At 68.9% G+C, this 22,257-nt stretch carries 24 protein-coding genes and 1 tRNA gene; 13 read left to right on the top strand and 12 right to left on the bottom strand.

The features are described from left to right. The first annotated feature begins 59 nt into the window (after positions 1 to 59). From hadA to rplA, 8 genes are all read left to right on the top strand, one after another. A complete protein-coding gene (gene hadA, locus AC5Y2S_RS10635) occupies positions 60 to 512 on the top strand; it encodes a (3R)-hydroxyacyl-ACP dehydratase subunit HadA (RefSeq protein WP_499956517.1) in 453 nt (150 codons plus the stop codon). Further along, on the top strand, positions 499 to 927 hold the full coding sequence (gene hadB / locus AC5Y2S_RS10630; protein ID WP_499956100.1) for a (3R)-hydroxyacyl-ACP dehydratase subunit HadB: 429 nt from the start codon (positions 499 to 501) through the stop codon (positions 925 to 927). Before hadA ends, hadB begins: the two co-directional genes overlap by 14 nt. 3 nt (positions 928 to 930) lie before the next feature. Next, positions 931 to 1,431: a (3R)-hydroxyacyl-ACP dehydratase subunit HadC gene (gene hadC, locus AC5Y2S_RS10625; protein WP_499956099.1), complete on the top strand. Its 501-nt coding sequence runs from the start codon at positions 931 to 933 to the stop codon at positions 1,429 to 1,431. A 155-nt stretch (positions 1,432 to 1,586) separates the two neighbouring features. Beyond that, positions 1,587 to 1,659: transfer RNA gene (locus AC5Y2S_RS10620), tRNA-Trp, on the top strand. A 92-nt stretch (positions 1,660 to 1,751) separates the two neighbouring features. Then, positions 1,752 to 2,204: a preprotein translocase subunit SecE gene (gene secE, locus AC5Y2S_RS10615; RefSeq protein ID WP_499956098.1), complete on the top strand. Its 453-nt coding sequence runs from the start codon at positions 1,752 to 1,754 to the stop codon at positions 2,202 to 2,204. A gap of 31 nt (positions 2,205 to 2,235) precedes the next feature. Next, the gene (gene nusG, locus AC5Y2S_RS10610; protein ID WP_499956096.1) at positions 2,236 to 3,003 is read left to right on the top strand and encodes a transcription termination/antitermination protein NusG; all 768 of its coding nucleotides are present in this window, start codon (positions 2,236 to 2,238) and stop codon (positions 3,001 to 3,003) included. Positions 3,004 to 3,027: 24 nt separating this feature from the next. Continuing rightward, on the top strand, positions 3,028 to 3,456 hold the full coding sequence (gene rplK / locus AC5Y2S_RS10605) for a 50S ribosomal protein L11 (protein WP_066907205.1): 429 nt from the start codon (positions 3,028 to 3,030) through the stop codon (positions 3,454 to 3,456). Positions 3,457 to 3,525: 69 nt separating this feature from the next. After that, complete coding sequence (gene rplA / locus AC5Y2S_RS10600) at positions 3,526 to 4,233, top strand: 50S ribosomal protein L1 (RefSeq protein ID WP_499956095.1); 708 nt, start codon at positions 3,526 to 3,528, stop codon at positions 4,231 to 4,233. On the opposite strand, the gene AC5Y2S_RS10595 is transcribed toward rplA, so the two are convergent. From AC5Y2S_RS10595 to AC5Y2S_RS10545, 11 genes are all read right to left on the bottom strand, one after another. Further along, entirely contained in the window at positions 4,230 to 5,447 is a 1,218-nt protein-coding gene (locus AC5Y2S_RS10595; RefSeq protein WP_499956094.1) for an RNA polymerase sigma factor, read from the bottom strand. The two genes, rplA and AC5Y2S_RS10595, sit on opposite strands and share 4 nt — an antisense overlap. 8 nt (positions 5,448 to 5,455) lie before the next feature. Continuing rightward, complete coding sequence (locus AC5Y2S_RS10590) at positions 5,456 to 6,154, bottom strand: YciI family protein (RefSeq protein ID WP_499956093.1); 699 nt, start codon at positions 6,152 to 6,154, stop codon at positions 5,456 to 5,458. Between the two features lie 95 nt (positions 6,155 to 6,249). Then, positions 6,250 to 7,146: a hydroxymycolate synthase MmaA4 gene (gene mmaA4, locus AC5Y2S_RS10585; RefSeq protein WP_499956091.1), complete on the bottom strand. Its 897-nt coding sequence runs from the start codon at positions 7,144 to 7,146 to the stop codon at positions 6,250 to 6,252. Between the two features lie 89 nt (positions 7,147 to 7,235). Then, positions 7,236 to 8,117, bottom strand: a complete 882-nt coding sequence (locus AC5Y2S_RS10580) for a cyclopropane mycolic acid synthase family methyltransferase (protein ID WP_499956090.1) — start codon at positions 8,115 to 8,117, stop codon at positions 7,236 to 7,238. Positions 8,118 to 8,258: 141 nt separating this feature from the next. Continuing rightward, the gene (gene mmaA2 / locus AC5Y2S_RS10575) at positions 8,259 to 9,122 is read right to left on the bottom strand and encodes a cyclopropane mycolic acid synthase MmaA2 (protein ID WP_499956088.1); all 864 of its coding nucleotides are present in this window, start codon (positions 9,120 to 9,122) and stop codon (positions 8,259 to 8,261) included. Between the two features lie 7 nt (positions 9,123 to 9,129). Then, positions 9,130 to 9,990, bottom strand: coding sequence for a cyclopropane mycolic acid synthase family methyltransferase (locus AC5Y2S_RS10570; RefSeq protein WP_499901751.1), 861 nt, complete (start codon positions 9,988 to 9,990; stop codon positions 9,130 to 9,132). Positions 9,991 to 10,082: 92 nt separating this feature from the next. After that, on the bottom strand, positions 10,083 to 10,988 hold the full coding sequence (locus AC5Y2S_RS10565; protein WP_499956086.1) for an alpha/beta fold hydrolase: 906 nt from the start codon (positions 10,986 to 10,988) through the stop codon (positions 10,083 to 10,085). A 10-nt stretch (positions 10,989 to 10,998) separates the two neighbouring features. Next, positions 10,999 to 12,345 (bottom strand): ABC1 kinase family protein, encoded by a 1,347-nt coding sequence (locus AC5Y2S_RS10560; RefSeq protein WP_499956084.1) that lies wholly within the window; start codon positions 12,343 to 12,345, stop codon positions 10,999 to 11,001. 52 nt (positions 12,346 to 12,397) lie between these two features. Continuing rightward, complete coding sequence (locus tag AC5Y2S_RS10555) at positions 12,398 to 13,315, bottom strand: alpha/beta fold hydrolase (protein ID WP_499956516.1); 918 nt, start codon at positions 13,313 to 13,315, stop codon at positions 12,398 to 12,400. 5 nt (positions 13,316 to 13,320) lie between these two features. After that, positions 13,321 to 13,911 (bottom strand): DinB family protein, encoded by a 591-nt coding sequence (locus AC5Y2S_RS10550; protein WP_499956082.1) that lies wholly within the window; start codon positions 13,909 to 13,911, stop codon positions 13,321 to 13,323. 3 nt (positions 13,912 to 13,914) lie between these two features. Beyond that, positions 13,915 to 14,448 carry a DinB family protein gene (locus AC5Y2S_RS10545; RefSeq protein WP_499956080.1) on the bottom strand — a complete coding sequence of 178 codons (534 nt, stop codon included), beginning with the start codon at positions 14,446 to 14,448 and terminating at the stop codon, positions 13,915 to 13,917. 39 nt (positions 14,449 to 14,487) lie between these two features. Between AC5Y2S_RS10545 and AC5Y2S_RS10540 the strand changes: the two genes are divergently transcribed. The 5 genes from AC5Y2S_RS10540 to rplL all read left to right on the top strand — a co-directional run bounded on the left by AC5Y2S_RS10540 (position 14,488) and on the right by rplL (position 21,471). Next, positions 14,488 to 18,663, top strand: a complete 4,176-nt coding sequence (locus AC5Y2S_RS10540; RefSeq protein ID WP_499956078.1) for a glycoside hydrolase family 38 N-terminal domain-containing protein — start codon at positions 14,488 to 14,490, stop codon at positions 18,661 to 18,663. Continuing rightward, complete coding sequence (locus AC5Y2S_RS10535; RefSeq protein ID WP_499956076.1) at positions 18,660 to 19,277, top strand: DUF7158 domain-containing protein; 618 nt, start codon at positions 18,660 to 18,662, stop codon at positions 19,275 to 19,277. The genes AC5Y2S_RS10540 and AC5Y2S_RS10535 overlap by 4 nt, the downstream gene beginning before the upstream one ends. Then, on the top strand, positions 19,277 to 20,191 hold the full coding sequence (locus tag AC5Y2S_RS10530) for an ROK family protein (RefSeq protein ID WP_499956074.1): 915 nt from the start codon (positions 19,277 to 19,279) through the stop codon (positions 20,189 to 20,191). The genes AC5Y2S_RS10535 and AC5Y2S_RS10530 overlap by 1 nt, the downstream gene beginning before the upstream one ends. 237 nt (positions 20,192 to 20,428) lie before the next feature. Next, positions 20,429 to 21,037: a 50S ribosomal protein L10 gene (gene rplJ, locus AC5Y2S_RS10525; protein ID WP_499956072.1), complete on the top strand. Its 609-nt coding sequence runs from the start codon at positions 20,429 to 20,431 to the stop codon at positions 21,035 to 21,037. A 41-nt stretch (positions 21,038 to 21,078) separates the two neighbouring features. Then, the gene (gene rplL, locus AC5Y2S_RS10520) at positions 21,079 to 21,471 is read left to right on the top strand and encodes a 50S ribosomal protein L7/L12 (protein ID WP_499956070.1); all 393 of its coding nucleotides are present in this window, start codon (positions 21,079 to 21,081) and stop codon (positions 21,469 to 21,471) included. A gap of 49 nt (positions 21,472 to 21,520) precedes the next feature. Here the strand turns inward: rplL and AC5Y2S_RS10515 are convergent, their stop codons facing one another. After that, a complete protein-coding gene (locus AC5Y2S_RS10515; protein ID WP_499956068.1) occupies positions 21,521 to 22,198 on the bottom strand; it encodes a TetR/AcrR family transcriptional regulator in 678 nt (225 codons plus the stop codon). Positions 22,199 to 22,257: the final 59 nt, after the last annotated feature.

Below are 22,257 nucleotides of genomic sequence, written 5' to 3'. Positions count from 1 at the left end.
CTATCGAGATTGACTAGGTAGGTTCTAGACCTGTGTCTTTGAGTCCAAATCTCGTCGGGATGCACTTCCGCTATCCCGACCACTATGTGGTGGAGCGGGAGAAGATCCGCGAATACGCGGTGGCGGTGCAAAACGACGATTCGATGTTTCGCGAGGAGGACGCGGCGGCCGAACTCGGCTACAAGGCCCTGGTGGCCCCGCTGACGTTCATCTGCGTGTTCGGTTACCAGGCCCAGTCGGCGTTCTTTCAGTACGCCAACATCGCGGTCGAGGATGCGCAGATCGTCCAGGTCGACCAGGTGCTCAAGTTCGCCAAGCCGATCGTCGCCGGCGACAAGCTGTACTGCGACGTGTGGCTGGACTCGATGCGCGAGGCGCACGGCACCCAGATCATCGTGACCAAGAACATCATCACCGACGAAGCCGGTGACATTGTGCAGGAGACCTACACGACCCTGGCGGGCCGTGCCGGTGAGGATGGAGAAAAGGGATTTTCTGATGCCACTGCGTGAGTTCGGTTCGGTCAAGGTGGGCGACAAGCTGCCGGAGAAGACCTACCCGCTGACCCGTCAGGACCTGGTGAACTACGCGGGTGTCTCCGGCGATCTCAACCCGATCCACTGGGACGACGAGATCGCCAAGGTCGTCGGGCTGGACACCGCGATCGCCCACGGCATGCTGACCATGGGGCTGGGCGGCGGCTACGTCACCTCGTGGGTCGGTGACCCGGGTGCGGTCACCGAGTACAACGTGCGGTTCACCGCTGTGGTGCCGGTCCCCAACGATGGCAAGGGCGCCGAGCTGGTCTTCAACGGCCGAGTGAAGTCGGTCGACCCGGAGACCAAGTCGGTGACGATCGCCCTCACCGCCACCACCGGCGGCAAGAAGATCTTCGGCCGGGCCGTCGCGTCGGCGAACCTGGCATAAGACATGGCGCTCAAAACCGACGTACGCGGAATGAGTTGGAAGTACCCGGACTATTTCGAAGTTGGCCGTGAGCAAGTTCGCGGATTCGCACGGGCGATCAAGTGCGACGATCCGGCATGCTTCGACGAGAAAGCGGCCGCCGAACTGGGCTACGACGCCATCATGGCGCCGCTGACTTTTGTGTCGATCTTCGCGAAGATCATCCAGGATGACTTTTTCCGGAATGTCGACGTCGGCATGGAGACCATGCAGATCGTCCAGGTCGATCAGAGGTTCGTTTACCACAAACCGATATTTGTCGGCGACCGGCTCTACGGCCGGATGGACATCCGATCGGTGAATGAGCGCTTCGGTGCCGACATCGTCGTCACCGAGAACACCTGCACCAATCAGGACGGCGAGGTGGTCCTGGTCGCCTACACCACTCTGATGGGACACGAGGGTGACGACTCCATCCAGCTCAGATGGGACAAGGAATCCGGCCAGGTCGTCAGAACGTCGTAGTTTGCGCCGGATTTCCTGCGCTTAAGGGGTATCGAGTACACTCGATCGTCGGGGTTTTCCCAGCATCAGCGCGCTTTCCGGGATTCGAGTAATCGGGGAGCGCGCGTGTCATGTAAGCCCCGGCAGGTAAGCGCAGGTTGGCCTGCCAACCGCGAAGGGGCGTAGCTCAACTGGCAGAGCAGCGGTCTCCAAAACCGCAGGTTGCAGGTTCAAGTCCTGTCGCCCCTGCTGACGGCGACCGCCGTGCGATGGTGGACACTGGAAGAAGTGCCCCACGATCGGGACGGCTCGCGGGAAACTAGCAAACAAAGGAGCATGCGGTGAGCGACGAGGGCGACGCAGCCAACGACGCCGCACGCGACGGCGGCGAGACTGAGGAAAGCCGCGACAGCGGCGGTCGGACGGCCGTGGTGACCAAGCCCGCGCGGCCCACCGGCAAGCGGACGCGGCAGCGCGTGGCCGACGACGCGAGTTCGTCGGTCGACGCGGAGTCGGCCGACGAGGTCGAGGTCGCCAAGGGGGGCAAGGCCAAGAAGGGCCGGACGGCCAAGGCCCCCAAGAAGAAGCCCGCCGGTCGTTCGGTCAATCCGTTCGCGTTCGTCTACAACTACCTCAAGCAGGTCGTTGCGGAGATGCGGAAGGTGATCTGGCCCAACCGCCGGCAGATGCTCACCTACACCTCCGTGGTGCTGGCGTTCCTCGCCTTCATGGTCGCGCTGGTCGGCCTGGCCGATTTCGGCCTGGCCAAGCTGGTGCTGCTGGTGTTCGGCTGAGCTTTGAGAGTTACAGGAAGGACTGAGAACCGTGACTACCTTCGACGGTGACACGTCCGCGGGCGAAGCGGTCGACGTGCAAGACGTCGCCGAGACCACCGAGGCCGCCGAGACCAGCGAGGCCACCGAGACCCCAAGCGACGAGGCTCAGGCCGAGCCGACCGAGGAGGTCGAGGAGGACCCCGCCGCCGCGCTCAAGGCGGATCTGCGCAGCAAGCCCGGCGACTGGTACGTCATCCACTCGTACGCGGGATATGAGAACAAGGTGAAAGCCAACCTGGAAACCCGCGTGCAGAACCTGGACGTCGGCGACTACATCTTCCAGGTCGAGGTGCCCACCGAAGAGGTCACCGAGATCAAGAACGGCCAGCGCAAGCAGGTCAACCGCAAGGTGCTGCCGGGCTACATCCTGGTGCGCATGGACTTGACCGACGACTCGTGGGCCGCGGTGCGCAACACCCCGGGCGTCACCGGGTTCGTCGGCGCGACTTCGCGCCCGTCGGCCCTGGCGCTCGACGACGTGGTGAAGTTCCTGCTGCCGCGCGGGGCGGCGAAGAAGGCCGCCAAGGGCGCCGCCAGCACCGCCACCGTCGCGGAGGCCGGCGGCCTGGAGCGCCCGACCGTCGAGGTCGACTACGAGGTCGGCGAATCGGTGACGGTCATGGACGGACCGTTCGCGACGCTGCCGGCCACCATCAGCGAGGTCAACGGCGAACAGCAGAAGCTCAAGGTGCTGGTGTCGATCTTTGGCCGCGAAACCCCCGTCGAGCTGACGTTCAGCCAAGTCTCGAAGATTTAGCAAGGAAGGAACGAACAACAACTCATGGCCCCGAAGAAGAAAGTCGTTGGGCTGATCAAGCTGCAGATCCAGGCCGGGCAGGCCAACCCCGCCCCGCCCGTCGGGCCCGCGCTCGGCCAGCACGGCGTCAACATCATGGAGTTCTGCAAGGCGTACAACGCCGCGACGGAAAACCAGCGCGGCAACGTCATCCCGGTGGAGATCACGGTCTACGAGGACCGCAGCTTCACCTTCGCGCTCAAGACGCCGCCGGCCGCCAAGCTGCTGCTCAAGGCCGCCGGTGTGGGCAAGGGCTCCGCGGAGCCGCACAAGACCAAGGTCGCCAAGGTCAGCTGGGATCAGGTCAAAGAGATCGCCGAGACCAAGAAGGCGGACCTCAACGCCAACGACATCGACGCCGCCGCCAAGATCATCGCCGGTACCGCCCGGTCGATGGGGATCACCGTCGAGTAGCAACGCAAGCCGTGGGAGGGCCAGCTTCGGCCCGCGTAACCACGACCCAACACCAGATTGGATGAATCAATGAGCAAGAACAGCAAGGCATACCGCGCCGCGTCCGAGAAGATCGACCGCGACAACCTCTACACCCCGCTCGAGGCGGCCAAGCTCGCCAAGGAAACGTCGTCGGCCAAGCAGGACGCGACCGTCGAGGTGGCGATCCGGCTCGGCGTCGACCCGCGCAAGGCCGACCAGATGGTCCGCGGCACCGTCAACCTGCCGCACGGCACCGGTAAGACGGCCCGGGTCGCGGTCTTCGCCGTCGGCGACAAGGCCGAGCAGGCGCAGGCCGCCGGCGCGGACATCGTCGGCAGCGACGACCTGATCGAGAAGATCCAGGGCGGGTTCCTGGACTTCGACGCCGCGATCGCCACCCCCGACCAGATGGCCAAGGTGGGGCGCATCGCCCGGATCCTGGGTCCGCGCGGCCTGATGCCGAACCCCAAGACCGGCACCGTCACCCCCGACGTCGCCAAGGCCGTGTCCGACATCAAGGGCGGCAAGATCAACTTCCGCGTGGACAAGCAGGCCAACCTGCACTTTGTCATCGGCAAGGCCTCGTTCGACGAGAAGAGCCTGGCGGAGAACTACGGCGCCGCCATCGACGAGGTCTTGCGGCTCAAGCCGTCGTCGTCGAAGGGTCGCTACCTGAAGAAGATCACGGTGTCGACGACCACGGGCCCGGGCATTCCGGTGGACCCGGCCGTCACCCGCAACTTCGCGGAGGCCTAGCCGCCGCACTCGGCGATGCGCCGCCGCAGGAACTCGCGGCCTGGCTCGGAGCCGTTGGACTGCAACGCCTTTCGGTACCACGTCACGGCCTCCGCGGTTCGGCCCGCGCGCCGGAGCAGGTCGGCCCGCACCGTCGCGACCAGATTCGAGCGGCCCAGCCGCGGGTCTTCCGCCGCCCTGTCCAGGGCGGCCAGGCCCGCTTCGGGGCCGTCGCGGAAACCGACCGCCAGCGCGCGGTTGGCGCGCGCGACCGGGGAGTCCGTCATCGACAGCAGCCGGTCGTAGGCCGCGCAGATGGTGACCCAATCCGTCTGCTCCCACGACGGCGCCGTCGCGTGCAGCGCGGCGATCACCGCCTGCGGCAGGTACGGCCCCGTCGATCCCTCGGCCCGCCGCAGCCGGTCCAGCCCGCGGGCGATGCGGCCGCGGTCCCAGCGGCGACGGTCCTGCTCCTCGAGCGGCACCAGCATCCCGTCGGCGTCCACCCGGGTCGCGCGTCGCGAATCGTGCAGCAGCACAAGGGCTGCCAACGCGTGTGCCTCCAGCTCGTGGGGCATCAGCCCGCACAGCTCCTGCGCCAGCCGGACGCCTTCGTCGCACAGTTCGTCGCGGATCGCCGACGGGCCCCCGGTCGACCAATAGCCCTCGGTGAAGACCGAGTAGATGCAACCGAGCACGTGCGGTGTGCGCTCGGCCAGCAGCTCGGCGGGCGGCACCCGCAGCGGGATGTTGGCGTGCCGAACCTTGTTCTTGGCGCGCGTGATTCGCTGGCCGATGGCCGCCTCGGTCTGCAGCAGCGCGCGGGCGATCTCGCCGACGGTCAACCCGGAGACCAACCGCAGCGTGAGCGCCAGCTGTGACTGCCGGTCCAGCGCCGGGTGCGCGCAGGTGAACATCATCCGCAGCTCGTCGTCGACGACGGGGTGCGGGTCGGTGTGATCGGTGCGCGCCCGAATCTCGTCAACCACGGCGGCCAATTCCTTTCCGGGACGCGCGGATTCGCGGCGCAGCCGGTCCCGGGCGCGGTTGCGCGCGACGGTCACCAGCCAGCCGCCGGGGCTGTCCGGCACGCCGTCGCGGGACCAGGTGCGCAGCGCCTCCGCGCAGGCCTCCTGGACGGCGTCCTCCGCGACCGTGAGGTCCCCGGACCACCGCGCGAGCGCGGCGACGGCGGGACCCCACTCCCGGCGGAAGACGCCGTCCAGGCCTGTCATCGGCGAATCTACAGCGCGGAGATCCCGGCCAGCTGCCGCAACTGCACCGTCGAGGCGGGGATCATCGACGCGAGCTTGACGGCTTCGTCGCGATCCGCGGCGCCGATCAGGTAGATGCCCGTGGCGATTTCGGCGCCTTCGATATATGGCCCGTCGGTGATCAGGACCTCGCCGTCGCGCACCCGCACGGTCGTCGCCGTGGACCGGTCGTGCAATGCGGCGCCGCCGATGATGTGATCGCCCGCGGCCGCGTGCAAATCGGCGTGCTTCGCCGCCACCGCCTCCCACTCCGGTGTGCCGGGTGTGTGTGCGGATGCGGGCGGTTCCAGCAGCAGCGCGAGCCAGTCGTTGCCGGTGAGCTTGCGGGACAACTCGATTGAGTGGACGGCGGGCCACACTTCCACGGCCCCGAACTTGGCGAGCGGGACGTCGCGCGCCAGCGCCAGCGCCTCGTCGAGGTTTTCCGCTTCGAACACGTAGTAGCCGCAAGCCACCTCCGCGGCCTCGGCGAAGGGCCCGTCGGTGACCACCGGCGCGTCCGGGCCGCCGCTGATGACAGCCGCCGCGGCGGCGGGAGCCAGGGCGTCTCCGGACCTGATCGCGGGGCCGGCTTTGGCGTGGAAACTCTCCCATTCCGCCATCGCGGCGGCCGCATCGTCGGGCGTGCGCTCTTGTTCCCTGCTGATCAACAAGGCGAAATATTGCATGTTCGTCACCTCCGGTAGTGAGCGAAGCCCCGTGCTCCACTCTCTAACTAGTCGACGAACGGCGCTGCCGGAAATCCGACACCCGCCGCGGAAACTTAGTTGACGGCGCCCGGCTTGAGGTAGGTCACCAGGCTGCAGTCGAGCATCTCGTCGGCGAAGTAGTGTTCGCAGCCGCGCAGATACTTCATGTACCGGTCGTAGTTCTCTTCGGAGGTGATCTCGATGGCCTTTTCCCTGTTGGACTCCAGCGCATCGCCCCAGATGTGCAGCGTCTTTATGTAGTGCGGCCGTAGCGAAAGTGGTTCGGGGACAGTGAAGCCCGCCTTCTCGCCGTGTTCGACCATCATTTCGGTGGACGGCAGGCGACCGCCCGGGAAGATCTCGGTGATGATGAACTTGATGAAGCGCACCGTCTCGAAGGTCAGTTTCTTGCCGCGGGCGGCCATGTTGTAGGGGTGATAACTCACGCTGCTCTGGATGGTCATCCGGCCGTCGTCGGGCATGATGTTGAAACACCGCTTGAAGAAGTCGTCGTAGTTTTCGTGCCCGAAGTGCTCGAACGCCTCGATCGACACGATCCGATCGACCGGATCGTTGAAGTCCTCCCAGCCCTGCAGGCGCACCTCACGGGAGCGGTCGGTGGCGAGTTCGCCGAGCACCTGCTCGCAGCGGGCGTACTGGTTGTTGGACAGGGTCAGGCCGATGACGTTGACGTCGTACTTCTCGACGGCGCGCTTCATGGTCGAGCCCCACCCGCAGCCGATGTCCAGCAGCGTCATGCCGGGCTTGAGATCCAGTTTGTCCAGGTTGAGGTCGACCTTGGCGATCTGGGCTTCTTCGAGCGTGAGGTCCGGCGGCTCGAAGTAGGCGCAGCTGTAGATCCGGGTCGGGTCCTGGAACAGGGCGAAGAAGTCGTCCGAGACGTCGTAGTGGGCCTGGATGTCCTCGGAGCGGGTCCGCGTCTTGGTCGGGCCAGTCGGTTGATCAGCCATGTTCCGTCTTGCTCTCCTGGAAGTTCACTGCCTCACACCGCGGGGGCGTGTGCGTCGTCGAGATCACTGACGGGCCACGATACCGAAGCTCACTTCTCCAACGTGAACTGGTTGCAGTCGACGTAACCGGTGCGGAACACCCTGGCGCACCCGGTCAGGTACTTCATGTACATCTCGTAGACCTCTTCGGACTGGATGGCGATGGCTTCGTCCCTGCGCGCCTCGAGGGCCTCGGCCCAGAAGTCCAGGGTTTTGGCGAAGTCCAGTTGCAACGACTGGCGGTCGGTCACCCGGAAACCGACCTTCGCGCAGTGCTCCTCGACGGTCTCGATCGTCGGCAGCCGGCCGCCCGGGAAGATGTCGGTGACGATGAACCTCATGAACTTCGCCATCTCCATCGTCACCGGCAGTCCGCGCGCGGTCACCTGCTTGAAGTGCAGCCCGGTGATCGAGTGCAGCATCATGACGCCGTCGTCGGGCAGGGCGTTGTAGGTGAATTTGAAGAAATCGTCGTAGCGGTGAAAACCGAAGTGTTCCAACGCCTCGATGACGACGATGCGGTCCACCGGCTCGTCGAACTCGGCCCAGTCGCGCAGCAGTACCCGTCGCGAGCGGTTGCTGTCGATCCCGTCGAGCAGCTGCTGGCAGTACGCGTGCTGGTTCTTCGACAGGGTCAGCCCGATCACGTTGACGTCGTAGCGCTCGACAGCGCGCTTCAGCACCGAGCCCCAGCCGCAGCCCACGTCGAGCAGGGTCATCCCCGGCTGCAGCCCCAGCTTGTCGAGGGACAGGTCGAGCTTGGCGAGCTGCGCGTCGTGCAGGGTCATGCCCTCGCGCGGGAAATACGCGCAGCTGTAGGTGCGGGTCGGGTCGACGAACAGGGCGAAGAATTCGTTCGACAGGTCGTAGTGCGACTGGACATTGTCGAGGTTCGACCGCTTGAGCGTGGCCCCCACCCGATTCTCGAGCATCATGTCCTCCCGACTGCACCGGCTCCTGACTCGATGCCGTCCCCCGGAACCCTACACGCGGCCGGCCCCAACCTTCGCTTTTGAAGTCGCGCGCCCACAGGGTTTATCGAACGGTTCGTCCCAATGTGACGCGCGCCACCGCTATTTCCCCAGAGTGAACTGATTGACGTCGATATAGCCGACCCGGAACGCGTTCGCGCAGCCAGTCAGGTATTTCATGTACCGCTCGTAGACCTCTTCGGACTGGATGGCGATGGCCTCGTCGCGGTGGTCCTGCAGCGCCTGCGCCCACATGTCGAGAGTCTTCGCGTAATGCGGCTGGAGTGACTGCCGGCGGGTCAGCGTGAACCCCGCCTGGGCCGAACGCTCGCCCACCATCTCGATCGACGGCAGCCGCCCGCCGGGGAAGATCTCGGTGACGATGAACTTGATGAAGCGGGCCATCTCGAACGTGAGCGGGATGCCACGCTCGACGCACTGCGGTCCCGTCAGCCCGGTGATCGTGTGCAGCATCATGACGCCGTCGTCGGGCAAAACGCGATGCGCCATCGCGAAGAAGTCGTCGTAGCGCTCGTGACCGAAGTGCTCGAACGCGCCGATCGAGACGATGCGGTCGACGGGCTCGTCGAACTGTTCCCAGCCGGCGAGCAACACGCGCTTGCTACGCGGGCCTTCCATTTCGTCGAACGACTTCTGCACGTGGGCCGCTTGGTTTTTCGACAACGTCAGGCCCACGACGTTCACGTCGTACTTGTCGATCGCCCGGCGCATCGTGGCGCCCCAGCCGCAGCCGACATCGAGCAGCGTCATGCCTGGCTGCAAGCCCAACTTGCCCAGCGCCAGGTCGATCTTGGCGATCTGCGCCTCTTCCAGATTCATGTCGTCGCGCTCGAAGTAGGCGCAGCTGTACGTCTGGGTGGGGTCGAGGAACAGGCGGAAGAAGTCGTCGGACAGGTCGTAATGCGCCTGCACGTCGTCGAAGTGCGGCGTCAGGTCCTTGGCCACGGATCAGTCACTTCGCGAGGGTGTACTGGGCGACGTTGGAGATGCCCTTGCGGAAGAGGTTCGCGCAGCCCGTCAGGTAGCGCATGTAGCGGTCGTAGACCTCCTCGGACTGGAGGGCGATCGCGCGTTCGCGATTGCCGCGCAGATTGGCCGCCCACATGTCCAACGTCCGCGCATAGTGCGCCTGCAGGTATTGGACCTTCTCCACCGAGAACCCGGCCGCCTCCGAATTGTCGACGATATCGGCCTCGCCGCACATCCCGCCGCCGGGAAAGATTTCCGTCCCCAGGAAGCGAAAGAATCGCAGGTCACTCATCGTCACCGTGATGCCGTGCTCGCGCCAGTACGTCTGCGGATAGGTGAATATGCTGTGCAACAGCATCCGGCCGTCGTCGGGAAGGATCTCGTAGGCGCGCTCGAAGAAGAGGGGCCAGCGTTCCTTTTTGAAGGCGTCGAACGCCTCGAAGGTGACGATGCGGTCGACCTTCTCGTCGAATTCTTCCCAGCCTTGCAGCCGGGCCTCGGCGTGCCGAGTCGTCGGGATCGCCGCCAGCCGGTTTTTGCTGCGCTCGTAGTGATTTCGGCTCAACGTGATACCGATGACGTTGACGTCGTACTTCTCGACGGCGCGGACCACCGCCCCGCCCCACCCGCAGCCGACGTCGAGCAGCGTCATTCCCGGTTCGAGGTTCAGCTTGTCCAGCGCCAGATCCAGCTTGGCGAGTTGTGCCTCTTCCAACGTCATGTCGTCGCGCTCGAAGTAGGCGCACGTGTAGACCATGTTCGGGTCCAGGAACAAGCCGAAGAAGTCGTCGGAAATGTCGTATGTCGACTGCGACTCTTCGTAATACGGTTTCAGCTTCGCCATTATTCGACACCCTCCTAATGCCAACCGTACAACGCGGTTAGAGTGCCCGTGAAATCACAATGGCACTGAAGAAAACCGCCCGGGCCCGGCCCCTAGCTGGCGTCGGCGAAGTTGCTAGTAAGCACGCTGATCAGCCGATCCCACAGTTGCTGAGGCAGGTCGTGGCCCATGCCGTCAAACAAGACTAGTCGAGCGCCGTTGATGGCGCGCGCGACGGCACGGCCGCCGGAGGGCGGCATCAGCTTGTCGGCGCGGCCGTGGATGACCACCGTCGGTGCGACCGTGCGCCGGTTGTAGCCGAGCAGGCTGCCGCTGGCCATGATTGCGCTGAAGTGCCGGGCGACGCCCCATGGGTAATAGCTGCGCTCGTAGCCTTCGACGGCCTCGGCGCGGACCTGCTCCTCGGGCGCGCGGTAGCGCGGGCTGCCGGTGATCTTGGTGACGCGCACGACGTTGTCGACGATCACGTCGAGCGGCGAACCCGGCGGCGGACCCTTGAGCACGGCCAGCAGGGCGCGCGGGGCGGGCGGCGGCAGGAACGGGCGATTGTTGCTGGAGAAGATGACCGCCAGGCTCTTGGTCCGCTCGGCGAACCGCGCCGCGAAGACCTGCGCGATCATGCCGCCCATCGACGCCCCGACGATGTGGGCGCGCTCGATGCCCAGGTGGTCCAGCAGGGCGGCCGCGTCGTCGGCCAGGTCCTCCAGCGCGTAGGCCGCCTCGGCGCGCAGCCCCAGCCAAAACCGCGCCAGCCGCGGGACCAGGCGCTGCCCGGAGCCCGCCTTGGGCGTCTTGGTGGACAGGCCGACGTCGCGGTTGTCGTACCGGATGACTCGCAGGCCCTGGGCGACGAGCCTCTCGCAGAACCCGGTGCGCCACAGCAGCAGCTGCGCACCCAGGCCCATGATCAGCAGGACGGGCGGGTCGTCGACGTCGCCCATGTCCTCGTAGTAGAGCTTGAGGTCGCCGGATATCGCGGCGCCGGTGCGAATTTCCATTGGGGGTCCCCTAGACCTCCACGTCGGTCTGATGCTCGCGGCCGACCTCGACCATGAAGTTGGCGAAATAGCCCGTCAGCTGCGGGTCGGACATCATCTGCCACTTCGGTGCGAGCAGCTTCATGTACCGCTCGACGTAGAGGAACTGCTTGCCGATGAGCACCAGCTCCCGGGGCAGCTTGACGTCGTAGGCGTCGGCCAGCGTCGACAGCTGCCGGCCGATGTCGGCGTAGGACATGTCGCCCAGCGTCTGCATGGTCAGCGGGGTGGCGAAGCGCTCCAGGTCCTTGGCGGCCTGGGCCTCGGGCTTCATGGTGCCGACGGCGCCCATCAGCACCACGATCTTGCCGGCCGAGGCGTGGTCCTTCTTGACCAGCAGCGCGTACACCAGCTCGCGCAGCAGCCAGCGGGTGCGGGGGTCGATGCGGCCCATGATGCCGAAGTCGAAGAACACGATGCGGCCCGCGTCGTCGACGTAGAGGTTGCCGGCGTGCAGGTCGCCGTGGAACAACCCGTGCCGCAGGCCGCCCTCGAAAAGGGAGAACAGCAGCGCCTTGACCAGCTCGGTGCCGTCGAACCCGGCCTTGCGGATGGCGGCGACGTCGTCGATGCGGATGCCGTGCACCCGTTCCATGGTCAGCACCCGGTCGCTGGTGAAGTCCCAGTGCACCTGCGGCACCCGGATGTTCTTGCCCAGCGGGGAGGCATGCAGGTGCGATACCCACGCCTCCATCGACTGGGCCTCGAGCCGGAAGTTCAGCTCCTCGGCCAGGTTGCCGGAGAAGTCGGCGACCACGTCCTGCGCCGAGAGCCGGCGGCCGAGCTTGGCCAGCTCGACGGCCTGGGCGAAGCGCTTGAGGATCTGCAGGTCGGCGGCGACCCGGCGGCGGATGCCCGGCCGCTGGATCTTGACGACGACGTCCTCGCCGCTGTGCAGGGTGGCGTAGTGCACCTGCGCGATGGACGCCGACGCGAACGGCGTCTCGTCCCACTCGGCGAACAGCTCGGCGGGGTCGGCGCCCAGCTCCTCGACGAACAGCTTGTGCACCTCTTTGGCGTCGGCGGGCGGCACCCGGTCGAGCAGGCCGCGGAATTCGCGCGACAGCGACTCGCCGAACGCGCCGGGGCTGGACGCGATGATCTGCCCGAACTTCACGTAGGTGGGCCCCAGGTCGGCGAACGTTTGGGGGAGCTGCTTGATCACCTTCTGCTGCCACGGCCCCTTGCCGGGCAGCTTGGTGACGATGCTCGCGGCGGCGCGGGTGACCTGCCAGCCGGTGGCTGCTACCCGGGCCGCTTCGACCGGCAACGGCACCCGGTCCAGCTTGGCCACCTCGCGGTGTTTGGTAGTAGTCATCTCAGCAGTCTGCCAAATCGAGCGTGTCAAGTCCCAATTCCTGTGAGCGCGCTCACCGCGTTTCGGTGAGCGCGAAGTTCTCGGTGAGGGCCTCGATGATCGGCCGCCACACCGGTTTGGGGAGGTCGTGTCCCATCCCGTCGATCACCACGAATCGCGCCTTTGGGATGGCCGCGGCGACGGCGCGCCCGTTGCGCGGCCGCACCATCGGGTCCGCCGAGCCGTGCAGCACGACGGTCGGGGCGGTGATCGCCTTGCTGTAACCGAGCAGGCTGCCGGTGCCCAGCATGGCGTCGAATTGGCGCAGCATGCCCGGCGGGTAGCTGCCGCGCTCCGCAAGCCGGCGCACCCGGTCGCGCAGCTCGGCGTGGGGCGGCAGGAAGTTGGGGCCGTTGAACACCGCGACGTTGCGCACCTCGGCCGCCAGCTTCTCCTCCGGCGAGGCGTCCTTGGCCGGCGAATCGAAGGCCAGCCGGATGACGCGCCAGGCCGGCAGCGCCGCGAACGGCTTGCCGGTGCTCGACATGATGATGCCCAGCGATGCCACCCGGTGCGGCTCGGTGGCGGCCAGGATCTGCGCGATCATCCCGCCCAGCGAGGCGCCCACCACGTGGGCCCGGGCGACGCCCAGGTGGTCGAGCAACGCCACCACGTCCGCCGTCATGTCGATCAGGGTGTAGGGCACCCGGCTGGGCCTGCCCAGCAGGTAGCGCCCGACGCGTCGGTATACCGAGCCCGGCGCCCGCAGCCCGTGCATCTTGGCCGACAGCCCGGTGTCGCGGTGGTCGAAGCGGATGACGCGGTAGCCGGCGTCGAGAAGCTGCGCGCAGAAGCCGTCGGGCCACATCGGCAGCTGGGCGCCCAGGCCCATGATGAGCAGCGCCGGCGGCGCGGCCGGGTCGCCGAGATCCTCGTAGTAGAGCTCGACGGGGCCGTGCGGCGTCTCGCGGCGCGCGATGCCGTTACGTATTTGCCCTATTTCCGCCAGGGCTGGACCCACCCTTCGATCCGCCAATTTTCCAGCCCCGCGATCAGCTCGTACATGGTGGCGCCGTCGATCGATTCCCGGACGATGTCGGCGTGCCCGGCGTGGCGGGCCAGCTCGTTGATCACGTGCAGGATCACCCAGCGCACCGACCACGCCTTCTGGTCCTTGGGGAACCAGGGGATGTCCTGCGGCACGGGAACCGTGGCGTCGAGGTCGGCGGTCTCGACCAGGCGCAGCGATTCCTCGTTCTGGGCCTCGAACGCCCGCAGCAGCCCGGCCAGCGTCTCGTCGGGCCGCATCACGTGCTGGTCGCCGAACTCCTTGGCGATCTGCTCGAACGGGCGGGGATCCTTCGGCGGCAGCTCCGGCGCGGCGGCCACGCGCGCCATCCAGTTGCGTTGCATGGCGGTGGCGTGCTTGACCAGCCCGCCGACCGACAGCGCGCTGACCGAAGGCGTCGAGCGGGCCTGTTCGTCGGTGAGGCCGTATGAGACCGCGAAGTAGGCGCTTTGGTGGAACGCCAGGAATTCGCGCAGGGCGTTGCGTTCGTCGGTAACGGGCGGGGCGAGTGCGGGCATCTGTCAGTCCCTCTTGTCGACGGTTCGGCTGTGGAGGTAAAGGTCGCGCAGGCATGCGATTTCGGCACCATGGTGAATCGCTTCTCGATTGATGTGCAAGACCAGCTCGGACAGCGGGTAGTCGGCGTACGGCCCTTCGGCCGGCCCGCAGCGGCGGGTCAGCTCCGCGGTCGAAAGCGACCGCACACCGGTCATCCATGCGGCGTACGCCTCGTCGAGTTGCTTCAGCGCGGTGGCGGCGTCGGTGGCGTAGTCCCAGTCCTGATAGCTGGCGGGCGGCCCGCCGAAATGATTGTGGGCACGCACGGCGAACACCCCGACGATGACGTGGGCCATGCGCCACGCGATGGTGGTGAACGGCGTCGGAATGGGCGGGGGATACGCGAAGTCCACCGATCCCCCCGGATGCACGCTCCAGCAGTCGGGTACCGGCTGCCAGAAGTACTCGTCGTCGGTGAGGCCGTCCAGCCGCGGGCGCAGTTGTTCGCGCCAGTGCCAGTCGAGCTGATCCGCCAGTTGAGTCGTCAGGTCGGCCATGTCACCGAGCTTTCCACCACGGGGTGACATGCTCTTGGCATGCGGGTGGTTTTGGCGGAATCGACCGAACTGTTCGTCGGGCCGCCGGACGCGCCGCTGCAGCTGGCGCGCGTCGGCCTGGCGGGTTGCGCCGAGCCGACGCCGGTCCGCGTCGACGGCGACGGCCTGAGCGGCGAGGCGATCGCCCAGCCCGGAAGCGACGTCGTCGAGGTCCCGGTCACGGTCGACCGCCCGGTCGTCGGCCAGCGGCGCTCCGCGCGGGCGCGCGCCGGGCGCGTCGGCAAGCCGTTCGAGTTCACCGTCGCCGAGCCCGGCTGGACCATGTTCATGGTCAGTCACTTTCACTACGACCCGGTCTGGTGGAACACGCAGGGCGCCTACACCAGCGAATGGGCCGAAGACCCGCCGGGACGGCAGGCCAACGGCTTCGAACTGGTCCGCGCGCACCTGGAGATGGCCCGCCGCGAGCCCGAGTACAAGTTCGTGCTGGCGGAGGTCGACTACCTCAAGCCGTACTGGGACACCCACCCCGAGGACCGCGCCGACCTGCGCCGGTTCATCGCGCAGGGCCGCGTCGAGGTGATGGGCGGCACCTACAACGAACCCAACACCAACCTCACCAGCCCGGAGACAACGATCCGGAACCTGGTGCACGGCATGGGATTTCAGCGTGACGTGCTGGGTGCCGACCCGGCCACCGCGTGGCAGCTCGACGTGTTCGGCCACGACCCGCAATTCCCCGGGCTGGCCGCCGACGCCGGCCTGACGTCGAGTTCGTGGGCGCGCGGGCCGCACCACCAGTGGGGCCCGACCCAGGGCGGCGAGATGGATCGCATGCAGTTCTGCAGCGAGTTCGAGTGGATCGCGCCGTCGGGCCGCGGCCTGCTCACGCATTACATGCCCGCGCACTACGGGGCGGGCTGGGGGATGGACGCGTCGGTCTCGCTCGCGGAGGCGCAGGAGGCCACCCGCGCGCTGTTCGATCGGCTCAAGAAGGTCGCCCTGACCCGCAACGTGCTGCTGCCGGTCGGGACCGACTACACGCCGCCCAACAAATGGGTCACCGCGATCCATCGCGACTGGGCAGCGCGCTACACGTGGCCGCGGTTCGTGTGCGCGATACCGCGGGACTTTTTCGCCGCGGTGCGCGCCGAACTCGCGCAGCGCGGTTGCGAGCCGTCCCCGCAGACCCGGGACATGAACCCGATCTACACCGGCAAGGACGTCTCGTACATCGACACCAAACAGGCCAACCGGGCGGCCGAGAACGCCGTGCTCGAGGCCGAGCGCTTCGCGGTGTTCGCCGCGCTGCTGACCGGCGCCGAGTACCCGCAGGCCGCGCTCGCCAAGGCCTGGGTGCAGCTGGCGTACGGCGCGCACCACGACGCCATCACCGGCTCGGAGTCCGATCAGGTCTATCTGGACCTGCTGACCGGTTGGCGCGACGCGTGGGAGTTGGGCCGCGCGGCGCGGGACAACTCGCTGGCGGCGCTGTCCGGCGCCGTCGGCGGCGACGTGGTCGTGTGGAACCCATTGGCGCACAAGCGAACCGATATCGTCACCGCGCGGCTCGGCGCGCCGGTCGGCGCCGGGGTGCGTGTGCTCGATCCCGACGGCACCGAGCTGCCGGCGCACGTGGCGGACGACGGGCGGTCGGTCACCTGGCTGGCGCGCGACGTGCCATCGCTGGGCTGGCGGGCCTATCGGCTGGTGCCGGGCGGCGGGGCTGCCGGGTGGGAACCGGTGCCCGGCTCGGCGATCGGCAACGAGCACTACCGGCTGGAGGCCGACCCGGCGCGCGGCGGGGGGATCGTGTCCCTGGTGTCCTCCGCCGGCCGGCAGCTGATCGCCGACGGCCGGGTGGGCAACGAGCTGGCCCTCTACGAGGAATACCCGTCGCACCCCCGGCAGGGGGAGGGGCCGTGGCACCTGCTGCCCAAGGGGCCGGTGGTGGGCTCGTCGGCGTGGCCGGCCCGGGTGCGGGCCTACCGCGGCCCGCTCGGTCAGCGCCTCGTGGTGCACGGCCGCATCGGCGGGCAGCTGCGCTACACCCAAACCCTGACGCTGTGGAACGGGCTGGCGCGGCTGGACTGCCGCACGGCCATCGACGAATTCGCCGGGGAGGACCACTTGTTGCGGCTGCGCTGGCCGTGCCCGGTGCCGGGCGCCATGCCGGTCAGCGAAGTGGGGGACGCCGTCGTCGGCCGCGGCTTCGCGCTGCTGCACGACGGCGCCCGCTCGGTGGACACGGCGCGGCACCTGTGGACGCTGGACAACCCGGCCTACGGCTGGTTCGGCCTGTCGTCGGCGGTGCGGGTCCGGGTCGGCGCCTCGGATAACTCAGTGCGGGCGGTGTCGGTGGCCGAGGTGGTGTCGCCGGCGGAGGCGCAGTCCGGGCCGCTGGCGCGCGAGCTGATGGTGGCGCTGGTCCGCGCCGGCGTCACGGCGACCTGCAGCGGCGCCGACAAGCCGCGCTACGGCTGCCTCGACGTCGACTCGAACCTGCCCGACGTCCGTATCGCGCTGGGCGGGCCGGCCCGCAACGCGTTTGCCAAAGCCGTTCTGGCGCAGGCGGACCCGGAATACGCTGCCGAACTCGAGCGCCAGCTGGCGGAAACGGGGCGGGCCAGGGTCTGGGTACCGGCCGAGACGCCGTTGGCCGCGGCCTGGGTCCCCGGCGCCGACCTGCGCCCGCCGCGGGCGCTGCCGGTGCTGGTGATCGACGCCAGCGACGAGGGCGGCCTGGCCGCCGCGATCGCGTCGGTGGTCGACGAGCTCGGGAGCGCGGAGATCCTGGTCAACCAGCGGGCGCCGGCGGGCATCGAACGCTTCGAATCCCGCACCGTCGCGCTGCTCAACCGCGGGGTGCCCAGCTTCGCCGTCGAGACCGACGGCACGCTGCACACCGCGCTGATGCGGTCCTGCACCGGCTGGCCGTCGGGAACCTGGATCGACGATCCGCGCCGCACCGCGCCCGACGGCTCCAACTTCCAGCTCCAGCACTGGACCCACGTCTTCGACTACGCGCTGGCCTGCGGCGACGGCGACTGGCGGGAGGCCGAGATCCCCGCGCGCAGCGCGGAATTCGGCCATCCGCTGCTCGCCGTCCCGCCCGGCGAAGCGGACGGCGCGCTCCCGACGAGCGGGTCGCTGCTGCACATCGAGCCCGCCGGTTCTGTGCAGCTGGCGGCCCTCAAGGCCGCCGGCAACCCGCTGGCGGCGGGGCGCACCCGGCCCGTCGACCGGGGCGCGGTGGCCCTGAGGCTGGTGCAGACGACCGGGAAACGCACCCGCGTCACCCTCGGCTCCGAGCCGGCCACGGTGCGCGGGCTGGCGTTCGCCGACCTGCTGGAAAGGCCGCTGGGAACGCGTGGCGGGCGCGCGAAATCGCTAGAGCTGCACGGTTATCAGGTGGCCACCGTGCTGGCCCACCTCGAAACACAAAGCGCGGCAACGGAATACGCGCCGCTGGCGCCGGACGCCGAGGCCGCGCAACCGCTGTACGCGCGCTACTGGCTGCACAACCGCGGACCCGCCCCGCTGGGGGGACTGCCGGCCGTCGCGCACCTGCACCCGCAGCGCGTGACCGCCGAGCCGGGCGCCGAGGTGGCGTTGCGGCTCACCGTGGCCGGCGACTGCAGCGACGCCACGCTGCACGGGGCGGTGACGGTGCTGTGCCCGGACGGCTGGACGGCGACACCGGCGGAGCTGCCGTTCACGCTGGGCGTGGGCGACCATCGCGAGGCCGAGGTGACGGTGACGATCCCGGCGCGGGCGCGGCCCGGGCTCTACCCGCTGCGCGCCCGGCTGTGCCTGACCGGCGACGGCGTCCCGGCGGCGTGGCGTCAGGAGGTCGAGGACGTCTGCGTCGTCGACGTGGGCGCACACCACGAGCGCGAGCTGCTGTACCTCGCCGACGAGCCCGGCGACGTCGAGCTCGCGGCGGGCGGGACCGCCCGGCTGACCGTGACGGTCGGCACCCACGCCCGCGCCCCTCTGGCCGCGGAGGCGCACCTGATCAGCCCCTGGGGCACCTGGGAGTGGATGGGGCCCAATGCGCTCGGCGCCGTCGTGCCCGCCCGTGGGACGGTCGAGCTCGGCTTCGACCTGACCCCGCCGGCGTGGCTGGATCCCGGGCAGTGGTGGGCGCTGGTCCGGGTGGGCTGCGCGGGCCGGCTGGTGTACTCGCCGGCGGTGAAGGTGACCGTGACATGAGCGTCGGACTGGTGGCGACCGTGGCCGGCGAACCGGTACCCGTCGGCGAGGTCGACGCGGCCGAGGCGCGGCTGCGCCGCGGCCGGGGCGCGGCCGCGCTGCCGGCGCCCGGCACCGGGGAGGGACGGCAGCTGCGGCGCTGGCTCACCCAGCTGATCGTGACCGAGCGGGTGGTCGCCGCCGAGGCCGCCGCCCGGGGCCTCACCGCGACCGGCGCGCCCGCCGAGGCCGAGCTGCTGCCCGACGCGGCGGCACGCCTCGAGATCGGCAGCGTGGCGGCCGCCGCGCTGGCGGATCCGTTGGCCCGGGCGCTGTTCGCCGACGTCACCGCCGCGGTCGGGGTCGGCGCCGACGAGGTGACCGACTACCACGCCCGCAACCCGCTGCGCTTCGCCGCGCCGCGACCGGGCCCGCACGGCTGGCGGGCCCCCGCGCTCGCCGCGCCGCCCCTGGCGGAGGTGCGCTCGGCGATCGCCGACCACCTGCGCGGCGCCGCGCGCCGGCGCGCCTTCCGGGTGTGGCTGGACGCGCGGCGCGCCGCGCTGGTCCGCCTCGCCCCCGGCTACGAGCACCCGGGCGACCCACGCCAACCCGACAACACGCACCGCCACTGATGGCCGCCCGCACGCTCTGCCTCGACATCGGCGGCACCAAGATCGCCGCCGGGCTGACCGACCCCGGCGGCACGCTGGTGCACACCGCGATCCGGCCCACGCCGCCGGGCGGATCCGCCGAGGAGGTCTGGGCCGCGGTCGCCGCGATCATCGCCGACACGCTGCGCGTCGCCGACGGCGCCGTCACCGCGGTGGGAATCGCGTGCGCCGGGCCCATCGACCTGCACGCCGGAAGCGTCAGCCCGGTCAACATCCGCTCCTGGCGCGGCTTCCCCCTGCGGGACCGGGTCGCGGCCGCGGTCCCCGGCGTGCCCGTCCGCCTCGGCGGCGACGGCGTGTGCATGGCGCTGGGCGAGCACTGGCTCGGGGCGGGCCGCGGCGCCCGCTTCATGCTTGGCATGGTGGTGTCCACCGGCGTGGGCGGGGGGCTGGTGCTCGGCGGCGTCCCGTACACCGGGCGCACCGGCAACGCCGGCCACGTCGGTCACGTGGTGGTCGAGCAGGACGGCCGGCCGTGTGCGTGCGGCGGGCGCGGCTGCGTCGAGACCGTCGCGTCCGGACCGTGGATGGTGCGCTGGGCGCGGGAAAACGGCTGGGCCGCGCCGCCCGGCGCCGGCGCCCGGGAGCTGGCCGCCGCGGCGGCCGCCGGAGACCCGGTGGCGCAGCGGGCGTTTCGGCGGGGCACCACCGCGCTGGCGGCGATGATCGCGTCGGTCGGGGCGGTCTGCGACCTCGACCTCGTCGTCATCGGCGGCGGTGTGGCCAACTCCGGGGACTTGCTCTTCGGCCCGCTGCGGTCGGCGCTGACCGAGTACGCCGGGCTGGAGTTCCTGGCCGGCCTGCGGGTGGTGCCCGCGGCACTGGGCGGCGAGGCCGGGCTGGTGGGCGCCGCCAGGCTGGCCGGGCTCGCGTAGCTGCACCGTTTTGGCTGACCGCGGGGGGTCAGGCTATCCTGGTTGCCGATCCACCGAAGACCGTCGGTCACCGAGCAATCGGTTGAAGGTCCGGGAACATCCCGGCGGCCCACGCAGGAGGACGAGGCAGAACGCCGGCGCACGCCGGCGAATTTGTACGCCCCGGCCGCTTCCTGCGCCGGGGCGTTCGTCGTTCTTGCGGTGAATCACCGACAACTTTGACCTCAGGAGGTATGCATGGCCCGGGCTGACAAGGCCACCGCCGTTGCAGACATCGCGGAGCAGTTCAAGGACTCGACGGCCACCCTGATCACCGAGTACCGCGGTTTGACGGTGGCCAACCTGGCCGAGCTGCGCCGCTCGCTGGCGGGATCGGCTACCTACACGGTGGCCAAGAACACGCTGATCAAGCGGGCGGCCGCCGATGCCGGCATCGAGGGTCTCGACGAGCTGTTCGCCGGGCCGACGGCCATCGCGTTCGTCAGCGGCGAGCCGGTTGACGCCGCCAAGGCGATCAAGACCTTCGCCAAGGAGAACAAGGCGCTGGTCATCAAGGGCGGCTACATGGATGGCCACCCGCTGACCGTCTCCGAAGTCGAGCGCATCGCGGACCTGGAGTCCCGCGAGGTGCTGCTGGCCAAGCTGGCCGGCGCGATGAAGGGCAACCTGGCAAAGGCCGCCGGGCTGTTCGCCGCCCCCGCCTCCCAGATGGCCCGGCTGCTGGCCGCGCTGCAGGAGAAGAAGCCCGCCGAGGCCGCCGCGCCGGCCCCGGCCGCCGAGGCCCCGGCCGCAGAAGCGCCCGCCGAGACCGCGGAAACCGCCGAACCCCCGGCCGAAGCCGAATAACAACCGACCGCAACGTAGAAAAACAAGGAAGGACCCACACCATGGCAAAGATGACCGCCGACGACCTGCTCGACGTGTTCAAGGAAATGACCCTGCTGGAGCTCTCGGACTTCGTCAAGAAGTTCGAGGAGACCTTCGAGGTCACCGCGGCCGCCCCGGTCGCCGTCGCCGCCGCCGGTCCGGCCGCCGGTGGCGCGCCCGCCGAGGCCGCCGAGGAGCAGTCGGAGTTCGACGTCATCCTCGAGGCCGCCGGTGACAAGAAGATCGGCGTGATCAAGGTGGTCCGCGAGATCGTCTCCGGCCTGGGCCTCAAGGAGGCCAAGGACCTCGTTGACGGCGCGCCCAAGCCGCTGCTGGAGAAGGTGGCCAAGGAGGCCGCCGACGACGCCAAGGCCAAGCTCGAGGCCGCCGGCGCCACCGTCACCGTCAAGTAGCACTACGTCACGAAACCCCCGGAAGCGCCCTTCCGGGGGTTTCGTGCGCTCAGCGAAGGCCGAAGGCCGCTCGCTGCGACTCGCGCACGCGCTCGTGTGAATCTCCCAGGGCGACCAGGAAGTTCGACGTCATCGAGCCGAGCACCGGCGCGACGGCCGCGCCGTCGTCCCCGTAGAAGCCGGCCAGTTCGAGCATCACGAACCCGTGCACCAACGCCCAGAACTGGGCCGCCGTGGCCACCACCGCCGCGTCGTCAGCCGCGGAACCGACCGTGATTCGCCCCGCACGCATAGACCGCTGCACCGCTCGCACCACGTGCGCGAAGCTGGGGATGTCCCGCTCGATCTCGGCGACCGTCAGCGTCAGGACGTTGCCGGCGGGTGCGTTGATGCCGTGCGCGCTGGTGCTGCCGAACATCAGCCGATACATGTGCGAACGCTCGATGGCGTAGCGCCGGTAGGCGGCGCCCACGGCGAACAGGTCGGCGACCGGGTCATCGGTCTCGGGCAGCGTCAGCGCGGCGTCGAACTGCCGCAGGCCCTCCTCGGCAACCTGGGCGATCAGGCCCCGCATCCCACCGAAATGCGTGTAGACCGCCATCGTCGAGGTCCCCGCGGCGCCCGCGACCCTGCGGGTCTGCAGCGCGTCGGGCCCCTGTTCGTCGAGCAGGCCGACGGCGGCGTGCAGCATCTCGTCACGAACGCTGCGCTCGGTCTCCGAAGTCATTCTTGCCATGTTCTCATCACGGGCGTACGGTCCCTATAACACTGAAATATCAATGTTAT

Source organism: Mycobacterium sp. NGS69 (assembly GCF_059812165.1).
This window is presented reverse-complemented; position numbering and strand designations above follow the sequence as displayed.

What these genes read in the sequence shown, in the direction of transcription:
- hadA (WP_499956517.1), top strand. Translation starts at nt 60, where the DNA reads ATGCACTTCCGCTATCCCGACCACTATGTGGTGGAGCGGGAGAAGATC.
- hadB (WP_499956100.1), top strand. Translation starts at nt 499, where the DNA reads ATGCCACTGCGTGAGTTCGGTTCGGTCAAGGTGGGCGACAAGCTGCCG.
- hadC (WP_499956099.1), top strand. Translation starts at nt 931, where the DNA reads ATGGCGCTCAAAACCGACGTACGCGGAATGAGTTGGAAGTACCCGGAC.
- rplK (WP_066907205.1), top strand. Translation starts at nt 3,028, where the DNA reads ATGGCCCCGAAGAAGAAAGTCGTTGGGCTGATCAAGCTGCAGATCCAG.
- rplA (WP_499956095.1), top strand. Translation starts at nt 3,526, where the DNA reads ATGAGCAAGAACAGCAAGGCATACCGCGCCGCGTCCGAGAAGATCGAC.
- AC5Y2S_RS10595 (WP_499956094.1), bottom strand. Translation starts at nt 5,447, where the DNA reads ATGACAGGCCTGGACGGCGTCTTCCGCCGGGAGTGGGGTCCCGCCGTC.
- AC5Y2S_RS10590 (WP_499956093.1), bottom strand. Translation starts at nt 6,154, where the DNA reads ATGCAATATTTCGCCTTGTTGATCAGCAGGGAACAAGAGCGCACGCCC.
- mmaA4 (WP_499956091.1), bottom strand. Translation starts at nt 7,146, where the DNA reads ATGGCTGATCAACCGACTGGCCCGACCAAGACGCGGACCCGCTCCGAG.
- AC5Y2S_RS10580 (WP_499956090.1), bottom strand. Translation starts at nt 8,117, where the DNA reads ATGCTCGAGAATCGGGTGGGGGCCACGCTCAAGCGGTCGAACCTCGAC.
- AC5Y2S_RS10570 (WP_499901751.1), bottom strand. Translation starts at nt 9,990, where the DNA reads ATGGCGAAGCTGAAACCGTATTACGAAGAGTCGCAGTCGACATACGAC.
- AC5Y2S_RS10565 (WP_499956086.1), bottom strand. Translation starts at nt 10,988, where the DNA reads ATGGAAATTCGCACCGGCGCCGCGATATCCGGCGACCTCAAGCTCTAC.
- AC5Y2S_RS10560 (WP_499956084.1), bottom strand. Translation starts at nt 12,345, where the DNA reads ATGACTACTACCAAACACCGCGAGGTGGCCAAGCTGGACCGGGTGCCG.
- AC5Y2S_RS10550 (WP_499956082.1), bottom strand. Translation starts at nt 13,911, where the DNA reads ATGCCCGCACTCGCCCCGCCCGTTACCGACGAACGCAACGCCCTGCGC.
- AC5Y2S_RS10545 (WP_499956080.1), bottom strand. Translation starts at nt 14,448, where the DNA reads ATGGCCGACCTGACGACTCAACTGGCGGATCAGCTCGACTGGCACTGG.
- AC5Y2S_RS10540 (WP_499956078.1), top strand. Translation starts at nt 14,488, where the DNA reads ATGCGGGTGGTTTTGGCGGAATCGACCGAACTGTTCGTCGGGCCGCCG.
- AC5Y2S_RS10535 (WP_499956076.1), top strand. Translation starts at nt 18,660, where the DNA reads ATGAGCGTCGGACTGGTGGCGACCGTGGCCGGCGAACCGGTACCCGTC.
- AC5Y2S_RS10530 (WP_499956074.1), top strand. Translation starts at nt 19,277, where the DNA reads ATGGCCGCCCGCACGCTCTGCCTCGACATCGGCGGCACCAAGATCGCC.
- rplJ (WP_499956072.1), top strand. Translation starts at nt 20,429, where the DNA reads ATGGCCCGGGCTGACAAGGCCACCGCCGTTGCAGACATCGCGGAGCAG.
- rplL (WP_499956070.1), top strand. Translation starts at nt 21,079, where the DNA reads ATGGCAAAGATGACCGCCGACGACCTGCTCGACGTGTTCAAGGAAATG.
- AC5Y2S_RS10515 (WP_499956068.1), bottom strand. Translation starts at nt 22,198, where the DNA reads ATGACTTCGGAGACCGAGCGCAGCGTTCGTGACGAGATGCTGCACGCC.